Genomic DNA, 16,961 nt, shown 5'->3' on the forward strand with positions numbered 1-16,961 from the left:
AATAAATTAGCAAAATAGTATTACATTTGATTTATGTACGCTATAGTGGATATCGAGACTACCGGGGGGCATGCCAGCGCAAATGGCATTACCGAAATTGCTATTTGCATACACGACGGTAAAAAGATAACCCGTCGTTTCGAAACGCTGGTGAACCCGCAGCGCGATATCCCGGTGTATATCCGTGCCTTAACCGGCATCACCAACGAAATGGTGAGCACCGCACCGCTGTTCGAGGATGTGGCGCACGAGATATTCCATATGCTAAAGGGGCAGATATTCGTGGCGCATAACGTCAATTTCGATTACTCTTTTTTGCGTTACCACCTCAACGCCGCCGGGTACGAGCTGAATGCTAATAAACTTTGCACCGTAAGGCTTGGGCGCAAGATAATGCCGGGACTGCTATCGTACAGCTTAGGCAAGCTTTGCAGCCACTTGGGCATTGGCAATAACAGCCGCCACCGCGCTATGGGCGATGCCGAGGCCACTGCGGAGCTATTCTCGCTTTACCTTAAAAACGATACGGCTAACCACATAGGCCAGGCCCTGAAACTCAACTCGAAGGAACAACGCCTGCCGGCCAACCTGCCAAAGGCCGATGTAGATGCCCTGCCCTGGTGCCCGGGCGTATATTACTTCCACGACGAAAAGGGCAAGGTGGTTTACGTAGGCAAGGCCAAGAACCTAAAAAAACGTGTTTGCAGCCACTTCACCGGCAATAACCCCGGCCAGCAGCGGCAGGAATTTTTGAAGAGCATCCACCGCATCAGCTACCAGGCCTGCGGTACCGAACTCATTGCCTTCGTGCTGGAAGCCGTAGAGATAAAACGCCTGTGGCCAAAATATAACCGCTCGCTCAAACGTTTCGAGAACACCTACGGGCTTTATGCCTTTGAGGACCAACGCGGCTACCTGCGCCTGGCGGTTGATAAGCACCGCAAGCACATGCCGGCGGTATATGCCTGCAACTCGTTGCTGGAGGGCTATAACCTGCTCAATACGTTGATAGAAACCTTTAGCCTGTGCCCCAAGATGTGCTTCATCCAAAAGAACGACCAGCCCTGCAGCGGCAACAACGTAAACGCCTGCGCCTGCGAGGGCCACGAAACACCCGAAGAGTACAACCTGAAAGTTACCGCGGCTATGGATGAGTTGAAGAAAGCCCTGCCGACTTTCGCCATACGCGATGAGGGCCGAACCGGCGACGAGCACAGCTGCATCCTGATAGAAGAGGGCCGCTTTTACGGCATGGGCTATATTTCGCACTACTTCGAAGCGGACAATGTACAGCAGCTTAAAAACCACCTCACCCCCTACCCGGGCAACGATTACATCAAGAACATCGTTACAGGCTACGCCAGCCGGCACCCGGAACGGAAAGTGAGTTTTGCGTAGGGTGTAGCTTGAAAAACCACCAAACTAATCCCATCGTCATTGCGAGCGAAGCGCGGCAACCATCGGTGAGCAGAGCCACGCTGCAAATCCGCTCTGCATGCCGATGATTGCCACGCCGCCCTTTCGCGCTCTCCGCCCGCTGCGGCTCGCAAAGACGAGGTGGTGAGGCATGGGTCCCAATTACGGAAGCCCGGTTTTGCAGGCTAAACCACAATATTCCTCGCCGATTTGTCATTGCTGGAGATTAGATAATTAGAGATTGGAGGTTAGTTAAGAATGTAAATAGCCGATAGTGAATAGGTAGAAATCCAGAGTTGAATCAACGAAGCTCTGCACAACTGACCTCTGTTCAACTAACCTCTAGCAAACAACCCAACCATAGGCCACACAACCTGCTTAATAAACTGCTCGTGAAAGAGCAGGGGCATCGGCACGATGAGCCAAAAGAAAACCCATATCCTGGCTACCAGTTTGTTCCTCAAAAAGAATATGCCACGGGCTGCCAATAGTTTTTCAACCAACACCAATATCCCCTGTATTAAAAAATAAAGCGTAGGCAAGCCATAACCGCTGTTTACCGGCAAGCTTAAAGCCAGTTCGTGCAGCAAGCCCGAGAAGATGAACGATACCATCAACGCCACGGGTGCTCCTACCCTATTCTTTAAGGGCCGGAATATGGCAACGGAGGTCATCTCGCTGAAAGCGATGTTCCAGCGTTTGCTCCAAAGTTCAGTAAGGCTAAGGGCTTTCGCCGGCTGGCGGAACAGGTAGTAAGTATTCACGCCCGAAAAACGCCACATGCCTGCGCTGATGCTCAACAAGCCAAAATGCAGTATCAAACTCAAGGCTACCAAAAGTACGGGGCTTACTAAAATGTACGTAAGCCTTGCATCTAAATGTAAAGCGACAATACCGTGCGCCAGTAAAATAAGCAACACACCGCCTATTACCCTGCTGATACCAAAGCGCACCATCTCCCCACCGCCGGACACTGCCTTTTCCCCCAGCGTTTCGAAAGGCTGCGCGCGCATCCCCACCCAGCCGATGGCATAGATGCACCACTGCTTAAAAGTTAAAGTAAGCGGCCGGTTCTTATAGCCCTCCGTAACGGCTATCACCTTCATAGCGCTGAAGGTGGTAGCAATAATGGCGAGCATCTTCAGGATGGGATGCTCATTGATGAATAGGTAATAAACGCCGGCGATGCTCAGCGCCAGCATGAGCCAACCCGCAAAAACCAGCTTCTGTTTAATAAAAACATATCCAACCAGTACTACCGCCAAATTGATGAGCGCAAAACATAGCAGGTGAACTATTAACCGCGTATCCATCCCATTTAAAAATTTAAGTAAAACACCCAACTGTAAATTAGGCTGAGCGCTATAAACAGCGTAGTTAAAACTACCTCGGCCAACAAGTTAAACCCTCCTTTAGGGAAAGCACTTCTGTCGAAGTAAAAGAATTGGGTAAGCACTCTTGATATCCAGTAAACTGCAATAAAACCGGTGAGCAGTGCCGCCAGCCGTGAGCCGTTAAGCAGGTCACCGGCCGCAAAAAACGACACAAGCCCCAGGCAAAGGTTTATTACTAAAATGTAAGCTCCGTGAACCCAAACCATTTGTTTGACAACGGTTTTTAACTTCGCCAGTTCAGGTTTCCAACCCAATACTTTTGGTATGGCTACGCTGACAACGGCCAGCACTATTTGCGCCAAACCCGCCAATTGCAGTAATTGATGTGCTAATACTTTATCCATCGCGTTAGTTATTTTAATGCGACAAATGTAAATATAATTCTGAACTTTCAAAATGTATTGAAAGTTAATTCAATAAATAATGCCGGTATCTTTTTGATACCGGCATTAACTTTTTCAAAAGCCCCCCTTCAGGGGGCCGGGGAGCTACTACTTCAAATACTTATCGTACCATTTAATATACCGCTCCACCCTATCCACCTGGTAGCTCGGGATGCTGATACCGTGGTTTTGGTTAGGATAAAGTATCAGCTCCGCAGGCACGCCAAGCGATTTCAAAGCCTGGTACATCTGTTCGCTGCCGGCAGTTGGTACGTTAAAATCCTTCAAGCCCGACATAAACAGCACCGGAGTCTTTATCCTGTCGGCATGTAAAAAGGGGTACGATATTTTGTTGTACACATCAATATTGTTCCAGGGCTGGCCCAGTTCGTTGTCATACTGTAATATATATTGGTCTATACCGTAATTGGCAATCTGCAGCGCGCTGCCCGCGCCGCTTGCCGCGGCTTTGAAGCGGGTATCGCTGGCTATCAAAAAGTCGGTAGTGATGCCGCCGTAGCTCCAGCCGCCTACGCCAAGCTTATCAGGGTCGGCAATACCTTCTTTTACCAGGTAATCTACTGCCCCGTGCAGGTCAATTACTTCCTTGTTGCCCCAATCGGCAGCAATGGCGCGGGTGTACTCTATCCCCCTGCCCGAACTGCCACGATAATTCACCGCAGCCACCGCGTAGCCCGCGCTGGCCAAAACCTGGCAGGTACCGTCGAAACCGTAATCATCCTGCCCAACGGGGCCGCCGTGAACAAATAAGATGAAAGGCATCTTTTTGGTACTGGTGCTATCCGGCCGGTATAATATGCCGGACACCTTCGTGCCATCTTTGCTTATCGAGCGGAAACCTGTAACCTGCGCCAGCGTTACCTTGCTCAGCCAATCCTGATGTTGGAATGTAAGGCGGCGCAGCTTGCCCGCTTCCAGGGCGTAGATTTCGTATGGCATGTAGGGGTCGCTCAGGGTTATCACCCAACTGCCGGGACCTTGCGCTGTAATATCGCCCAGGTTTACCTTACCACGGGTGGCCGGTATAATGCTTGTCTTTTTGCTTGCCAGCGTGTAGGTGGCGGCGTAGTGTTCGCGGTCGTCCTCCACCAAAAAGGCTATGCTTTTGCCGTCTTTGCTCCAGTCGGGGCTATCTACGGGGCGGTCCAGGTCTTTTGTAAGCAACTGGTTACCGCTGCCGTCGGCGTTCATCAGGCAAAGCACGTTCTGGCTATACATGTTATAGCCCTCGCTGTTTTGGCGCAGGTAGGCGATGTATTTGCCATCGGGGCTGTATTTGGGGCCCACATCGTGCCCTTTCCAGGTGGTGAATTGTTTTACCGCGCCATTGGCTTTAGCCTCTACCACGAAAATATCAGCGTTTTCGCTCCTGTCGGGGTCGCTATCGCGGTTGCTTACGAAAGCGATGCTTTTACCATCGGGAGCCCATGTTGGCGAGCCCTCGTCGAAGTTGCCTTTGGTTAAGGTATCCAGCTTTTTAGTGCCGATATCGAATAGGTACAGATGGTTGTGGTCGTGCTCCAGGTAGCCCTGGTAATCTTGCTTAAAGTGGTAACGGTCTACCACTATCGGCTTGGGTGTTTTTGGCGCTTCTTTGCCGGCGTTGTCAGGATCGCCAATAACCATTACTAACCTGCTACCGTCAGGGCTCCATTCGTAATCGCCCAGGTCGCCTTTTATATCGGTTACCTTTTGGGCCTCGCCTCCGCGGCAATCCAGCAGCCAAAGCTGGGAGCCGTTCTTAGAATCGCGCGAGGACAAAAAAGCCAGGTATTTGCCATCGGGGCTCCAGCGTGCGCGGGAAGCGGGCTGGTCGCCAAAGGTAAGTTGTATGGAGGTTTTGCCATCCCAGCTTTGCATCCACAGGTGCGATACGCGTTTATCCTTAGCGGTATCTACCATAGAAACGCCATAGGCCACCCATTTACCATCGGGCGAAACCTGGGCATCGCTTACGCTGGGTATCTTATAAAAATCGGCGGGTTTAAAGGGTTTCTTGTCGGTTTGGGCAAATACGGAGGATGCCAGCGAGGCGGCGAAGAGCAGCGTAAAGTATTTTTTCATATGAAAGCATTAGATTGGGAGGTAATTTAAGGAAAAGAGGTTAGAGATTGGAGGATGGGGGTTAGTTTTTGCAGCTTTTTAAGCAAAACACAAAAATGTTACACATGTCTCCTATCCAGATGTCCCCAAATAAGGAGGATTGAAAATACCGGTAGTTAGGAAGATATAAAATTGGGGAATTATAAATCGAAGTCCGAAACATTGAATCTATCGCCAATATGGCCACGGATGCTCGTTTTCATTATCATCTTAACGATGTTTGGCTCTAAATCGGATAAGTTCAAAGGAATAACCGGTGAGGCAACCAAATGATAATTGAGTTCGGAAAAATTACTTAAAACGGTTTTATCGAAAGAGAAAAACCCTTTTTGCGCCATATCTTTAAAATCAACCAAATACCTTTCATCAAAATCGGGCACTATTTGATTTAGATTGGGATTAATTACGATGGGTGAAATAGAGTTCAACAGCCTGCAGTAAGCCGCCAAAAAGGATGTCTCAACGTTTGTTGATACCGATAACGGCAATTTACCACCGCCCGATGCAACAAATGCGATGTGTTCTCCATTGGTGAAAAACCAATCTATGTCAGAGGTTTGCTGCTCAAGTTCGGTAATCATATGTGTATTTAGGTAATAGTTATTGAGAACTGGAGGTTGGCAGCTACCTAGTCTCTAACGTGCAAAAAAGGCTTTATTTTTGTTTTACCGCCAAGCGCCGTTCCTTGAAAGGAACGGCAATGAAGGTGGGAAACTGAAAAACATAAACGGCCAACCCACCTTCATTGCCGTTCGGCTTTAGCCAACGGGAAACTTGAAAGGAACGGCAATGAAGGTGGGAAACTGAAAAACATAAACGGCCAATCCACCTTCATTGCCGTTCGGCTTTAGCCAACGGGAAGCTTGAAAGGAACGGCAACGAAACCCGGAGCCTGAAAATAATAACCGCCAATCCCCTTTAATTGCCGTTCGGCTTTAGCCAGCGGGAAACTATATCACCCCCGCCTTCTCCAACTCTACCTGCATCTGCTGCTGCAAGCTCAAGGCCTCTGCACGGGCTGCTTCGGCAAAGTCTTCACCGTTGCTGGCGTAGATGATGGAGCGCGATGCGTTTACGATGAGGCCGCAGTCCGCAGTCATGCCGTATTTGCAAACGTCTTCTAAACTTCCACCTTGTGCGCCAACGCCGGGTACCAACAGGAAGTTATCGGGTGCGTATTGGCGTATATTGGTAAACTCGGTGCTTTTGGTAGCACCTACTACAAACATCAACCTATCGGCCCCTGCCCAGGTATTGGCCTTCTGTATTACGGTTTCGTAAAGGAAGCCATCGCCGGTGTTGAGGTACTGGAAATCCTTACTCCCTACCGATGAGGTGAGCGCCAGGATAATCACCCATTTACCGTCATATTTTAAGTAAGGCGTAACGCTGTCGTTCCCCATATAGGGCGTAACTGTAATGGCATCGAAGCCCATACCGGTTACATCCTCGTTAAAAAACGCTTTGGCGTAGTTGTCGGATGTGTTGCCTATATCGCCGCGTTTGGCATCTATAATAGATAAACAATCTTTTGGCAGGTACCCATAAGTAGAGATAAGGCTCTGCAAACCGGCCATGCCGCGGCTTTCGTAAAAGGCCGCGTTGGGTTTGTAGGCTATGCACAAATCTTTAGTGGCATCGATGATGCGTTTGTTGAATTCAAAGGCCGGATCGGGGTATCCTTTCAGGAATTCGGGAATTTTTTCTACATCTGTATCTAACCCCACGCATAAAAAAGTTTTCTTTTGTTTTATCTGGGCTATAAGTTGCTGGCGGGATATCATCTCAGTGTTTTATTTCGATGCCAAAAATCTAAAAAAAACTACACAACCTGTTATTTTTTTATTAAATTTGCATTTTAAGAATATTTCATTAAAATTGCATCGTTTTCCTCTGCATTTCTTGCTTACAAGAAACAATTTTTATCACCACGTCATTATTGTTGATACTTACCTGGCTTAAATATTGCATATACAGGGTTTGCAAAACAATCTTTCAACTAAAAAATCCTTTTGAACTATAATTCATATCATGTCTGATACAATAGAATTGAACGACAAACTCGTTTCTGAGTTGCGCGATATTGCTAGGAGTTTGGGTATTGCCACTGCTGATGAGCTTAGGAAAGCCCAGCTTGTTGCCGCAATAGTTGAACAAAGGCAATTAATAGAAGCAGCCAGGATCCAGCAAAGCATCACCGAGAACAATTACGCGCCAAAACCTGCAGGCGAAGATACCGAAGCACCGGCCGAAGCCGAGCCAGCCGAAAAAACACGCAAAAGAACCCGCGTAGTAAAAGCCAAAAACGAGCCAAGGGTAGAAGTGCCCTTAAACGATACAAACCTTTTTGAGCAGGAAGAAGACGAGTTGGAAAACAATAACCGTGGCAACTTTACGCCTGCGGTTTCGGCTACCACCGTAGAAACCGATGAGGAACAGGCTATAAGGGCTGAGCAACTGCCCGCCGAGGCCCGCCCCCAGAAATTCGAACGCCGCGTAAACAACACCGGCAACGGCCCTGCGCAAAAAAATCAGGAGCCCGCTATCAACCTCGATTTTGATAACGTAATTGTAAACGAGGGCGTGCTGGAAATTATGCCTGATGGCTACGGTTTCCTCCGCTCTTCTGATTATAACTACCTAACATCCCCGGATGATATATACGTATCGCAATCGCAGATAAAACTGTTCGGCTTAAAAACCGGCGATACCGTGCGCGGCAGCATACGCCCGCCAAAAGAAGGTGAAAAATATTTCCCGCTGGTACGCGTGGAAGCCATCAATGGCCGCATACCTGCCGAAGTGCGCGACCGCGTACCTTTCGACCACCTTACACCGCTTTTCCCATCGGAGAAACTGAGCTTGTTTACTGATGCCGGTAATTATTCTACCCGCATTATGGACCTGTTCTCCCCTATCGGTAAAGGTCAGCGTGGTTTGATCGTGGCGCAGCCAAAAACAGGTAAAACCATGTTGCTGAAGGATGTTGCTAACGCGATAGCCAAAAACCACCCCGAAGTTTACCTGATCATCTTACTGATTGACGAACGCCCCGAGGAGGTTACCGATATGGCCCGCAGCGTACGTGCCGAAGTGGTATCATCTACCTTTGATGAGCCTGCAGAGCGCCACGTAAAAATTGCCAATATCGTATTAGAGAAAGCAAAACGCATGGTAGAGTGCGGCCACGATGTGGTTATCCTGCTGGATTCTATCACCCGTTTGGCACGTGCTTATAACACGGTTGCGCCAGCATCGGGTAAAATATTATCGGGTGGTGTGGATGCCAACGCATTGCATAAACCAAAACGCTTTTTTGGTGCGGCCCGTAATATAGAAGATGGCGGCTCGCTCACCATCATCGCTACCGCTCTTACAGAAACCGGCTCTAAAATGGATGAGGTTATCTTTGAAGAATTTAAAGGTACCGGCAACATGGAGCTTCAACTGGATCGTAAACTTTCTAACAAACGTATCTTCCCGGCTATCGATATCACAGCATCGAGCACCCGCCGCGACGATCTGTTACTGGATCGCGATACGTTACAGCGTATATGGATACTACGTAACCACCTTGCCGATATGAATTCGCAGGAAAGCATGGAGTTTTTACAGGCCCAGATAAGGGGCACAAAAACTAACGAAGAGTTCCTGATTTCGATGAATTCATAATATATTTATGTATATGGAGTTATAATTTAGCACAAGCTTAACTTATAACTCCATGTTATTAATAAAAATAGTTATACCTTCATAACCGATTATGAGGAGGCAAGTAAAAAAACATCTTCCAAATGCCATTACCTGCGCAAACCTGTTTAGTGGCTGCGTAGGTATCGTATTTGCGTTTCAGGATAACCTGGTAATAGCGGCTTATGCCATTTTTTTGGCGGCAATCTTCGATTTTTTCGATGGGTTTGCCTCGCGGGTACTAAACTCCACATCGTGCATAGGCAAGGATCTGGATTCGCTTTCTGATATGGTGAGCTTCGGCGTATTGCCATCGGCCATTGTTTACGAGTTGCTTTCGCGCTCGCCGCAGATACCCGGCATTGGCGAGTATGTTAATTACGCAGCCTTTTTGCTAGCGGTATTCTCTATGCTGAGGCTGGCCAAATTCAACAGCGACACCCGCCAGGCCGATAGCTTTATAGGCCTGCCTACGCCGGCCAACGCTATCCTCATCGCATCTATACCGCCTATTATGCAGCAGTACGATGCCCTTAGCCGTTACATCCTCAACCCTTACGCCATTTTGGTTTTCATTGCTTTGATGTGTACACTGCTGGTGGCCGAGATTCCGCTGATGTCACTCAAATTCAAGAACAGCGATTTCAACAAAAACTTTTACCGTTATTTATTGCTGCTGTTTTCGGCAATACTGATACTATTTTTTAAATTTGCGGCAGTTCCGGTGGTTATTGTAATGTATATCACCCTATCGTTAATCCAACTAAAATTTGCCGACGATACTATCCTAAGCAGAAACAAACACGCTTAGCGTAGTATTTTCCTAAAAACAAGTACACAGATGAAAAAATTCCTGGCCGAAATTGATGTAATGCCGAAAAAAGAAATCCTGGACCCTCAAGGCAAAGCCGTAACCGGCAGCATGAAAAACCTGGGCTTATCAGAAATACAGAACGTACGCATTGGCAAGCACATCTCCCTGGAAATTGAGGCCGACAGCACCGAAACCGCTAGCGCCAAAGTAGACCAGGCCTGCAAAAACCTGCTGGCCAACCTGATTATGGAAAGCTACAGCTTTAAGCTGGAAGAAGTAGCTTAAGGAAGAAGCAAGAATTTTAGATTCAAGAATCAAGATAGAAGACAGGCTACCTACGGGTAGTTTGTCGTAAATAAAAAAGAGGCGATCATTTAAATGATCGCCTCTTTCGTTATATCAGGAATTCTTTTGTCTTGATTCTTGACTCTTAATTCTTGACTCTTGACGTTTAAAGATTCGCTTCCTTTTGTATCTTAATCTTATTAAGCTCTATCAGGTTTTTGTTTACCATGGTTTTTACCATGTTAAATGTCGCGAGGATTTCCGGCGGGTTGGCGGCGCCTTGCTTGCAGGCTATCTCCACTTCCTGTATGGTAGCCTGGCACCATGGCATGCCAAAAAAGCCCAGGTTTGGTTTTAGCTTGTGCGAAGCTTGTGCGGCAACTACCCAATCTTGCGCATCTATCGCAGCGGTTATGCTGGCAAGCAATTGCGGGGTTTGATCTAAAAACATGCCGATAGAATCTACTATAAATTCATCGCTGCCATCGGCAATTTCGTATAAAAAATCAAGATCGAGGTCTTGTGCTGGTATGTTATCGGCCATCGTTCGGGTTTATATTTCAAAAGTATAACTTTTTTACAATCAAGCTGTCTTTTAAGTCTTTTTTGAGTGCTAAAATGTTTTTACCCAGCACGGGATGAATCATCTGTGGGGAAAGTTCGGCCAGGGGTTCCAGCGTGAAACGGCGGTTGTGCAGTTGTGGATGGGGCACCACCAGGCCCGGCTCGTCAATCACCTCATCTCCATAAAATAAGATATCGATATCGATAATACGCGAACCCCATTTTACCTCGCGCGTGCGGCCCATCTGCAATTCTATAGCCAATATCTTTTCCAGCAGCTTTCGGGCCGGCAGGCTCGTTTGTAGCTGTATCACCTGGTTAAGGTAATCGGGTTCATCGGTTTTGCCCCATGATTGCGTTTCGTAAATGGCAGAAACCCTTGTTACCTCCGAAATTTGTTGCCGGAGGTGCTCAATGGCCTGTTGCAAATGCAATTGCCTGTTGCCCAGGTTGGTGCCCAATAGTAAAAAAACGTCAATCATGTTGTAACAAATATCACATACCCGGCTCTTAATAAAGGTTAAGCAGGGCTATTTTAGTAAGTTTGCATATATAAATGATTTATAACAGTTAATGAAAGAATTCTTCAAATTTGTGTTCGCCACCGTTGTGGGTATCATCATTTCTACCGTAATTTTTGGGGTGCTGTTCGTCCTGCTCATCGTGGGCCTTATTACAGCGGCCAGTTCAGACAAAGTAGCTGATGTTGACTCAAACTCTATCCTGCACATCAAAATAGATTACCAGATAAACGAACGCACCGCAAATAACCCTCTTGCCGCCATCGGTTTCCTGGGTTTCGACGGCGAAAAATCATTAGGGTTGAACGATATCCTCGCCAGCATTAAAAAAGCAAAAGACGACAGTAATATAAAAGGCATCTTTTTAGACGAAAGCTATATGATGCAGGGCCAGGCTACTACCGAGGAACTGCGCAACGCACTTCTCGACTTTAAAAAGTCGGGCAAATTCGTGGTAGCCTACTCCGAAATTTACACCCAGGGTTTTTATTACCTGGCTTCAGTTGCCGATAAAGTGTACCTGAACCCTAAAGGCATCATCGAATTCAAGGGCTTCAGCTCTGAGGTTACCTTTTTAAAAGGTGCGCTGGATAAGCTGGGCATAGAGGCGCAGATTATTAAAGTGGGCACTTACAAAAGCGCCGTAGAGCCCTTTTTCCTCACTAAAATGAGCGATGCCAACCGCGAGCAGGTTACCTCGTACCTGGGTTCTATGTATGATCATTTCCTTACCGGCATTGGCAAGAGCCGCCATATCAACAAAGATTCGCTATTCAACTATGCCAACACCGGCCGCATACAGGAGCCGGAGGACGCTTTGAAATACAAGCTTGTTGACGGGCTGAAATACAAAGACGAAATTTTAAGCGAACTGAAGCACCGTACCGATATAAACGAGAAAGATGACCTGCACAGCGTTGAACTTGGCGAATATGTAAAAAGCAGCGCTAAAGACGACGGCAAGGACGACGACGATAAAAAGAGCTACTCTAAAAACCGCATTGCGGTAATATACGCCTCGGGCGAGATCAGCGGCGGCGATGGCGACGATAACAGCATTGGCTCCGAAAAAATATCAAGGGCCATACGCAAAGCCCGTACCGACGATAAAATAAAAGCGATTGTTTTGAGGGTGAACTCCCCGGGTGGCAGTTCGTTGGCATCTGACGTTATCTGGCGCGAAGTGATGCTCACCAAAAAGGTAAAACCCATCATCGTTTCCATGGGCGATGTGGCTGCATCCGGCGGGTATTATATTGCCTGCGCGGCAGATTCTATCTTCGCCGAGCCGAATACCATCACGGGTTCGATTGGCATCTTCGCGGTGCTGCCCAACATGCAGAAATTCTTTAACGATAAGCTGGGTGTTACCTTCGATGGCGTAAAAACCGGCAAGTATGCTGATTTGGGCGATGTAAGCCGCCCCCTCACCCCCGAAGAGCGCGCCATGCTGCAAAAAAGCGTGAACCGCGGTTACGATACCTTTACCAAAGCCGTAGCCGACGGCCGCAAGAAAACGCAGGCCTATATCAACTCCATAGGCCAGGGCCGTGTATGGACAGGTCAGCAAGCTTTAAAAATAGGATTGGTTGACCGTCTGGGCAACATCAGCGATGCCGTGGCATCAGCCGCAAGAAAGGCGAACCTGAAAGACTACCAATTGGTAAGCTATCCCGAGCAAAAGAGCGTACTAAGCAAATTGGGCCAGGGTTTCTCTGCCCAAATGAGTGCGCACTTCGTAAAAGCCGAGCTTGGCGAGAACTACAAATACTACCAGCAGATAAAAGGCGTAACCCAAATGATGCGCACCCCACAGGCACGCATGCCTTACGAAGTGGTGATAAGATAATTTTGTGTTTAAATATTTTGATGGAAAAGCTGCCTGTGAAGGTGGCTTTTCCTTTTTGGCCGCAATCCCTGAAAGGGTTTCAGGGACTGCGTCTTTATTTTTTATGCTGTTTCATGCCTGAGGATGTATAGGTCATACTCCATTTGCATAGTCAACCAATACTGGGCACTAATCTCAAAAAGCTTTTCGAGCTTGAGTGCCAATTTTGCGGATATATTTCTCTTACCGGCAAAGATTTCACTTAAATGGTGTGGTAAAATTTCCAATTTCTCGGCCACATCCTTTTTTAATAAGCCTCTTTCTTCTATTTCTTCTAATAGAAATTCACCTGGGTGAAAGGCTTCAATGTCAATCTCTTTACCAGTATAATCTAATACTTGATTGATCATAAGTTAAACGCTTCTCGCGTAGTTATGAATAATGATTTGAAATTTCCTCTATAAGGATAATCTCAATATTATTCTGTTTGTCAATTCCGAATATGAGACGGTATGCTTTATTCAATCGAATTGAATACTTACCCTCATAACGTTTTTCTTTTAATTTTTCAAAATGAAAGCTTTTGTTATTGCGCAATTCCGAAGAGCTTCTCGCACTCTTGATTTCGAACAATCGCCTTTTAAACGCCTTAATTACTTCAACAGGGAATTCTTGCTTGCCTGTCAATGCTTGATCTTTAGCTAATTCGCTTAAATACTGATTTAAGATTTTTACAATCATTTGTTAATTAATTTAAGCCCCTTTCCTTGAAAGAAGCAGTTAATTTAGCACCTATGTTAAATAGGATGCTTTTGTGAGATTTTCTTTCATTTGTTTCATTCCAATGTGATGCTTGTATGATTGTGTATTGCCCCTAATAAAACATTTAAGTTTATACAAAAGAAATAAAAATTAATCATATAACCAAATTTTGGTTATATGATTAATTTTTTTCTCGCATTAACATAATCGCAGTGTTTTAAACAGTTAATTACCACCACACTTGTATTTTTACCGCAAAACCGGTTACGGGTTGGCTTGCAGCAGTAATTAAATTCAAAATATGAAGTTTGTTTTCACAGTTATTTTGGCGGTTATTATTTCTTTCGCAACTAAAGCGCAAGTCAAGAGAGATTCTCTACCAAAAATAAAGTCCATCGTCGATGTGTCCTTGGCCATAACGCGGTTTTATAAGCCGGATGGCGATTCATTAAAGAATGCATGTTCGGAGGATGGCTTTTTTATTGAGGCGTAGTATCGAACCATCTTAAACAGTCCGTTGCGTTGACCGCCACAGCTATATTTATTTGCTCCTCAAATTTCTCAGGTATCCAGCAATACATCAGCCTACTATAATCATTGTCCGTTAAATAAAACCAGGTATCTATCGGCGGACAATCAAAAATATCAATTAGCCCATCAGAGTGAGCTTCGGAACATCCATCTACAACAGTGCAATCGACCTCTGCTATCAGTATTCTACCTTTAAAACTAGTCTGCCGTTTATCCAACTTCACCACATGCTTTTTATTAGCTAATTGTTGGTCAAACAATTCTTTATAAATGACCATATCGTTGTCTCTCCATGGATCGACAGACCAATCCGCTTCAAAATAAGTCTTGATTTCCCCGTCATATTCTCCCGGTTTAAAGGAAAATACCTTTTGACCATTATAATCCGGGTTAAAACTCCTCAATATTTCGGCTGCTGATTTATCCGTATTAGCTAACTGCATTTCGCAATAAGATTGCGTTAGCAATAGGTTTTGAGCGAATACTTCATTGTCGACGTTGTGCATATCAGGCTTCGGCGTATCAACCACAAAGTACGCAAAATTTGAGTTAACACGAATTTGAACGAATGGAATCGAATTTCACTAATTTTTAGCTGCGGTAGTTGGCCATAATTACGAGCCGGTTTTGTGTTAATTGAGCTTAATTCGTGGCATTCGTGTTCACTCAATAAACTCTCTGTGCCACCTCGAATTTGAGTTACCACGAATTTGAACGAATTGAATCGAATTACACTAATTTCTAGCTGCGGCAGGTGGCAATATTCACCCACCGGTTTTGTGCTAATTGAGCTCAATTCGTGGAATTAGTGTTCACTCAATAAAAACCTCTGCGCCCCTTTGCGCCTACCTCCGCGTTCTCTGCGGTTAAAAACAGATGTCCAATAATGTTGTTCAATAATAAAAGGCATTTTTGCCCCTGCCTTTTGTATTTTTACCGCAAACCAATTTATGGAAAATAAGCCCGTAGCCCGTACGCTCCGCCTGCTGTCGCAATTGATGGAATTGCACGAGGCCAACCCCTTCAAAATAAAATCGATAGCCAACGCGGCTTTTAAGGTTGATAAGCTCCCCTTCCCTATTGCCGGTAAAACCGTTGCCGAGCTGGAGAAGATAGACGGCATAGGCAAAAGCCTCGCGGCCAAAATTGCCGAACTGCTGGAGACCGGCACCATGGCCGAACTGCAGGAAATACTGGATAAAACCCCCGAAGGCATCGTAGAGATGATGGCCATCAAGGGCATAGGCGCAAAAAAAGTGGCCACCATTTGGAAGGACCTGGGTATAGAAAACGTAGGTGAACTTTACTACGCCTGCAATGAAAACCGACTGATAGAGGCCAAAGGCTTCGGACTGAAAACGCAGGACGAGATACGCAGGCTCATCGAGTTCCGGATGGCGGGGAACGGCAAATTCCTGTACGCACAAGTAGAGGAAGAAGCCAAACTGCTGATGGATGAGGTAAAAAGCATCTTCCCGGAGGCTCTGAAACATTTTGCCGGGGAGTACCGCCGGTTGAACGAAATCGTAACCGAGCTGGTAATCGTGGTGGGCAGCCAAAACCAGCAAGTTGCATTTGATGCCCTTGCAAAATCGGAAATTTTACAGAATGTGAGCTTGAATGGAGACCACATTGGCGGCGAACTGAAAAACGGGCTGCTGGTTGATATTATTTGCGTGGATAAAGCAGAATATTATAAAGAATTATTTATCAATACCGGCTCTGACGACCACGTGGAGGCCGTATTAGCCCTGATGACCGAAGAACTGGAGGAACCATCGAGCGAGGAATTTATCTATCAAAAAGCCGGGCTCGCCTGGATGCAGCCCGAACTGCGCGAAGGCGATACGTTTATCGAACGGGCAGCTGCAAACAAGCTACCCAAGCTGATTACCTACCACGACCTCAAAGGCACCCTGCACAACCACAGCACCTGGAGCGACGGCGTAAACACCGTAGAAGAGATGGCCCTTTACTGTCGCGATCAGTTGAAGCTGCAATACCTGGGCATGTGCGACCATAGCAAGAGCGCTTTTTACGCCAAGGGCCTCAGCATAGAGCGTGTGCTGCAACAGCACGAGGAAATAGACCATCTCAACAAAAAACTGGAGGGATTCCGTATATTCAAGGGGATCGAATCGGATATATTGAACGATGGCTCGCTTGATTACCCCGACGAGATATTGCAACGCTTCGATTTCATCGTCGCATCGGTACACAGCAACCTAAAAATGGCCGAAGATAAAGCCACCGCACGACTGATAAAAGCTATCGAAAACCCGTACACCACGATATTGGGGCACCCCACTGGCAGGCTGCTTTTGAGCCGGAAAGGCTATGATATCGACTGTAAAAAAGTGATAGATGCCTGCGCTGCCAATAAGGTAATTATCGAAATAAATGCCAACCCCGTACGTTTAGACCTCGACTGGCGCTGGCACCAATACGCTTTGGAAAAGGGTGTTATGCTATCCATCAACCCGGATGCACACCGCAACAGCGGTTTCCTGGATATGGAGTACGGCGTAAATGTGGCCCGCAAAGGCGGCCTCAACAAAGAAATGTGCCTGAATGCCTTATCTTTGGAAGAAATTAAAAAGGTTTTTGAAGCGAAGAAACCGAAATAAACATACAATCCTGAATCTTGTC

16 protein-coding genes are annotated in these 16,961 nt (G+C 46.5%); 6 read left to right on the forward strand and 10 right to left on the reverse strand.

The genetic code is table 11. From position 1 onward, the window contains the following. Positions 1-33: 33 nt before the first annotated feature. Positions 34-1,398: an exonuclease domain-containing protein gene (locus AC1DYT_RS25040; RefSeq protein ID WP_477472229.1), complete on the forward strand. Its 1,365-nt coding sequence runs from the start codon at positions 34-36 to the stop codon at positions 1,396-1,398. Positions 1,399-1,751: 353 nt separating this feature from the next. On the opposite strand, the gene AC1DYT_RS25045 is transcribed toward AC1DYT_RS25040, so the two are convergent. The 5 genes from AC1DYT_RS25045 to pyrF form a co-directional block, all read right to left on the reverse strand. After that, the gene (locus tag AC1DYT_RS25045; RefSeq protein ID WP_477472230.1) at positions 1,752-2,729 is read right to left on the reverse strand and encodes an MBOAT family protein; all 978 of its coding nucleotides are present in this window, start codon (positions 2,727-2,729) and stop codon (positions 1,752-1,754) included. A gap of 5 nt (positions 2,730-2,734) precedes the next feature. Continuing rightward, complete coding sequence (locus tag AC1DYT_RS25050) at positions 2,735-3,154, reverse strand: hypothetical protein (RefSeq protein WP_477472231.1); 420 nt, start codon at positions 3,152-3,154, stop codon at positions 2,735-2,737. A gap of 147 nt (positions 3,155-3,301) precedes the next feature. After that, positions 3,302-5,278 carry an alpha/beta fold hydrolase gene (locus AC1DYT_RS25055; RefSeq protein WP_477472232.1) on the reverse strand — a complete coding sequence of 659 codons (1,977 nt, stop codon included), beginning with the start codon at positions 5,276-5,278 and terminating at the stop codon, positions 3,302-3,304. A 179-nt stretch (positions 5,279-5,457) separates the two neighbouring features. Beyond that, positions 5,458-5,898 (reverse strand): hypothetical protein, encoded by a 441-nt coding sequence (locus AC1DYT_RS25060; protein WP_477472233.1) that lies wholly within the window; start codon positions 5,896-5,898, stop codon positions 5,458-5,460. A 369-nt stretch (positions 5,899-6,267) separates the two neighbouring features. Continuing rightward, a complete protein-coding gene (gene pyrF, locus AC1DYT_RS25065; RefSeq protein WP_477472261.1) occupies positions 6,268-7,098 on the reverse strand; it encodes an orotidine-5'-phosphate decarboxylase in 831 nt (276 codons plus the stop codon). A gap of 250 nt (positions 7,099-7,348) precedes the next feature. Between pyrF and rho the strand changes: the two genes are divergently transcribed. From rho to purS, 3 genes are all read left to right on the forward strand, one after another. Then, positions 7,349-8,989, forward strand: coding sequence for a transcription termination factor Rho (gene rho / locus AC1DYT_RS25070; RefSeq protein WP_477459273.1), 1,641 nt, complete (start codon positions 7,349-7,351; stop codon positions 8,987-8,989). Positions 8,990-9,080: 91 nt separating this feature from the next. Then, entirely contained in the window at positions 9,081-9,818 is a 738-nt protein-coding gene (gene pssA, locus AC1DYT_RS25075) for a CDP-diacylglycerol--serine O-phosphatidyltransferase (protein ID WP_477472234.1), read from the forward strand. Between the two features lie 30 nt (positions 9,819-9,848). Beyond that, positions 9,849-10,106: a phosphoribosylformylglycinamidine synthase subunit PurS gene (gene purS / locus AC1DYT_RS25080; protein WP_477472235.1), complete on the forward strand. Its 258-nt coding sequence runs from the start codon at positions 9,849-9,851 to the stop codon at positions 10,104-10,106. A gap of 166 nt (positions 10,107-10,272) precedes the next feature. Here purS and AC1DYT_RS25085 read toward each other — a convergent pair whose 3' ends face one another. Continuing rightward, positions 10,273-10,650 carry an Hpt domain-containing protein gene (locus tag AC1DYT_RS25085; RefSeq protein ID WP_477472236.1) on the reverse strand — a complete coding sequence of 126 codons (378 nt, stop codon included), beginning with the start codon at positions 10,648-10,650 and terminating at the stop codon, positions 10,273-10,275. A 16-nt stretch (positions 10,651-10,666) separates the two neighbouring features. Continuing rightward, positions 10,667-11,152 carry a 2-amino-4-hydroxy-6-hydroxymethyldihydropteridine diphosphokinase gene (gene folK / locus AC1DYT_RS25090; protein ID WP_477459277.1) on the reverse strand — a complete coding sequence of 162 codons (486 nt, stop codon included), beginning with the start codon at positions 11,150-11,152 and terminating at the stop codon, positions 10,667-10,669. Between the two features lie 91 nt (positions 11,153-11,243). Here folK and sppA point away from each other — a divergent pair, with 91 nt between their 5' ends. Continuing rightward, on the forward strand, positions 11,244-13,040 hold the full coding sequence (gene sppA / locus AC1DYT_RS25095) for a signal peptide peptidase SppA (RefSeq protein WP_477472237.1): 1,797 nt from the start codon (positions 11,244-11,246) through the stop codon (positions 13,038-13,040). 101 nt (positions 13,041-13,141) lie between these two features. On the opposite strand, the gene AC1DYT_RS25100 is transcribed toward sppA, so the two are convergent. The 3 genes from AC1DYT_RS25100 to AC1DYT_RS25110 all read right to left on the reverse strand — a co-directional run bounded on the left by AC1DYT_RS25100 (position 13,142) and on the right by AC1DYT_RS25110 (position 14,755). Then, entirely contained in the window at positions 13,142-13,429 is a 288-nt protein-coding gene (locus tag AC1DYT_RS25100) for a HigA family addiction module antitoxin (protein ID WP_477472238.1), read from the reverse strand. Positions 13,430-13,451: 22 nt separating this feature from the next. After that, positions 13,452-13,760 carry a type II toxin-antitoxin system RelE/ParE family toxin gene (locus tag AC1DYT_RS25105; protein WP_477472239.1) on the reverse strand — a complete coding sequence of 103 codons (309 nt, stop codon included), beginning with the start codon at positions 13,758-13,760 and terminating at the stop codon, positions 13,452-13,454. A gap of 500 nt (positions 13,761-14,260) precedes the next feature. Then, positions 14,261-14,755, reverse strand: a complete 495-nt coding sequence (locus AC1DYT_RS25110) for a hypothetical protein (protein WP_477472240.1) — start codon at positions 14,753-14,755, stop codon at positions 14,261-14,263. A 507-nt stretch (positions 14,756-15,262) separates the two neighbouring features. On the opposite strand from AC1DYT_RS25110, the gene AC1DYT_RS25115 reads away from it, so the two are divergent. Then, a complete protein-coding gene (locus tag AC1DYT_RS25115) occupies positions 15,263-16,939 on the forward strand; it encodes a helix-hairpin-helix domain-containing protein (protein ID WP_477472241.1) in 1,677 nt (558 codons plus the stop codon). Positions 16,940-16,961 lie beyond the last annotated feature (22 nt).

It is taken from the genome of Mucilaginibacter sp. P1_D10 (assembly GCF_056406215.1).